This window comes from Robinsoniella sp., from assembly GCF_034124845.1.
Genome location: NZ_JAWYAJ010000185.1, coordinates 1 through 2678, shown reverse-complemented (window position 1 = coordinate 2678; position 2678 = coordinate 1). Strand labels below are relative to the sequence as shown.

Annotated in this window: 4 protein-coding genes; all 4 read left to right on the top strand. The window is 42.8% G+C overall.

Annotation, left to right across the window (positions count from 1 at the left end; genetic code table 11):
* Positions 1–212 precede the first annotated feature (212 nt).
* Positions 213–398, top strand: a complete 186-nt coding sequence (locus ACH2DQ_RS08535; RefSeq protein ID WP_394915448.1) for a DUF6194 family protein — start codon at positions 213–215, stop codon at positions 396–398.
* A gap of 105 nt (positions 399–503) precedes the next feature.
* Complete coding sequence (locus tag ACH2DQ_RS08530) at positions 504–1133, top strand: TetR/AcrR family transcriptional regulator (RefSeq protein WP_394915449.1); 630 nt, start codon at positions 504–506, stop codon at positions 1131–1133.
* Between the two features lie 4 nt (positions 1134–1137).
* The gene (locus tag ACH2DQ_RS08525) at positions 1138–1857 is read left to right on the top strand and encodes a flavodoxin family protein (protein ID WP_394915450.1); all 720 of its coding nucleotides are present in this window, start codon (positions 1138–1140) and stop codon (positions 1855–1857) included.
* Positions 1858–1938: 81 nt separating this feature from the next.
* A partial coding sequence (locus tag ACH2DQ_RS08520) for an APH(3') family aminoglycoside O-phosphotransferase (protein WP_395026377.1) occupies positions 1939–2678 on the top strand: 740 nt, incomplete at its 3' end.

Genomic DNA, 2678 nt, shown 5'->3' with positions numbered 1-2678 from the left:
TCAACATTCCTTTCGCTTCGCTCAAGGCACAAACAAATAATGAAAAAAGTTGTGCCTTTTTATTTTTTAAAGTTTTGTTTTATGTAATGAGAATACAATAGCAAAGATTCTGGACAAAAGCAATCTTTAATTTTGTTATTAAAATATGACATCTAGTTGTCGTATTCTGTATGCTACAATTAGATAAAATATTCATAAACAGGAGGACATAAATGAGTGCGAATAATATACTGGATTATGATTTTACACAATTAGACACAATTATGCCCCATCCAGTGTATGCCTGGATGGGTTGGATTTGTGTACTGAATCCAACAGAACAAACATTTGAAAAATTAAAGCCGCTCATTCAGGAATCTTATTGTTTTGCTCAGGAAAAATACAATAAAAGGAAATAAATAGTATTTTGATTCCCCCTCCCCCTCAATATCTTCTTGACAGGCTAACAAGAATTAGCCTATAATGAAGCTAATATTAATTAGCCATTGAAAGGGGATATGTTGATGGAAACGGTATCTACAAAGAGAAGAATCCTTGAGAACGCCTTAACGCTGTTTTCAGAAAAAGGCTTTGAGGCGGTGAGCGTAGGGCAGATTGCAAAAGCGGTAGGGATTAAAGCCCCCTCATTATATAAACATTATAAAAGTAAGCAGGATATCTTTGATGGGATTCTGGATGAAATGGCGGTGCGGTACAGACAGCAGACCGCTTCCATGCAGATCAATGGTGTTGAAGCAAAAAAGGATATAGATGTCTATACCGGAATTTCGGAGGAACAGCTAATTCAAATGGGGAAAGATTTATTTTTATATTTTCTTCATGATGACTATGTGTGCAAATTCCGCAAACTGCTGACTATTGAGCAGTATCACAGTAAGGAACTGGCAGACCTTTACGCTAGACAATATACGGATGATCCACTGGCATACCAGACCATGCTGTTTGGGTTTCTGTCCGGTACGGGCATTTTTAAACAGGAGAATGTGCAGACCATGGCACTTCATTTTTATGCACCGATTTATTTGCTGCTGACCATGTGCGACTGCCAGCCAAACCGTGAAGCGGAGGCGCTGGGAATGCTGGAACAGCACATCCGGCAGTTTAACCGGCTGTACCGGAAGACAGGAGGATGAGAGAATGAAAATCACGGTGATACATGGACAGTCACACAAAGGGGTGACCTATACCATGACCAGAGAAGTGTTGAAACGCTTGGCAGATGATCAGGATGAGATCAGGGAATTTTTTCTGCCTAAGGATGGACCGGATTTTTGCTGCGGCTGCAACAGTTGTTTTATAAAGGGAGAAGAGTATTGCCCCGCTGCCCAAAAAGTACAGCCTATAGCCAAAGCAATGGAGTGGGCAGATATTATTTTCCTGGACAGCCCTAATTATGTTATGGAGATGAGCGGGTCCATGAAAAATTTCCTGGATCATATGGCGTATCGATGGGTGACACACAGGCCCTGCGGTGGAATGTTTAATAAGGTTGGTGTGGTATTCTGTTCTTCAGCGGGAGCGCCTGCCGGACACACCACCCGCTCTCTTGCCAGACAGCTCAAGTGGATGAGTGTATCCAGGGTATACTGTTTCCCATTTGTCAGCAATGCAATGGGAATATCGGATATGAAAGCTAAGAAGCGGGAAGTGTTAGAGCGCAAGGCTGCACGGATAGCCGCCAGAGTGCGGCAGCGGTCAGAACGGCCCGGAGCCAGTCTCAGGGGGAAACTGTTCTTTTATGTTTTTCGCAAAATGCAGTCCAGCCCCGGCGCAGCCTGGAATCCGGTGGATCGGGACTGGTGGGTAAATCAAGGCTGGACAGGGAAGACAAGGCCGTGGAGGAGAACAGGGGTGTGAGAGAAAACAGGGATGTAAAAGAAACAGATTTGAATAACGAGTTGAAGTTGAACATGATATCAGTGAATAAATGAGGTGATCATGATGGATATTCCTATAAAAATTAAAAATATAATCGGTTCCCGTCCATTTACCATAGACAAAACCGGGATGTCCAATTCCCAGGTGATCTGCTTTGATGATATGGTTCTTAAAATAGAAAAGCAATGCGAAGAATCAGATAATGAACATCAAATGCTGTCCTGGCTCTCCGGCAGACTTCCGGTGCCGAAACTGCTCTGCTGCGAACAGAGCGGCGGGACAAATTATCTGCTTATGGAACGGGTGGTTGGAGAAATGTCATGCTCCACGGATTTTCTGGTGAATGCCGATCTGTTAACGGGGTTGCTGGCAGAAGGGCTGCAAATGCTGTGGAATGTGGATATTTCTGCATGTCCTTATGATAATGGGATAGATAATAAACTGCGGCTGGCGGAAATTCTCGTTGCAAACAATTTCTGCGAAATGGAAGGGGTGGAGCCGGGAACCTATGGGGCTAATGGATTTGCTTCCCCAGCTGATTTACTCACATGGTTAATAGATAATAAGCCCACGGAAAATCTTGTGTTCTCCCATGGTGATTATTGTCTTCCAAATATTTTTATCAATCAAAATAAAGTCAGTGGTTTTATAGATCTGGGGAGAAGCGGAATCGCTGATAAATACCAGGATATTGCTCTTTGCTACCGAAGTCTGAAGCATAATTTTGAAGGCAGGTATGGAGGGAAAATATATGAAGATTTTAATGCAGATATTCTTTTTGACAAGTTAGGTATAAAACC

Excerpts from the sequence above, each read along its gene's own strand:
- ACH2DQ_RS08535 (WP_394915448.1), top strand. The coding sequence starts at position 213 with ATGAGTGCGAATAATATACTGGATTATGATTTTACACAATTAGACACA.
- ACH2DQ_RS08530 (WP_394915449.1), top strand. The coding sequence starts at position 504 with ATGGAAACGGTATCTACAAAGAGAAGAATCCTTGAGAACGCCTTAACG.
- ACH2DQ_RS08525 (WP_394915450.1), top strand. The coding sequence starts at position 1,138 with ATGAAAATCACGGTGATACATGGACAGTCACACAAAGGGGTGACCTAT.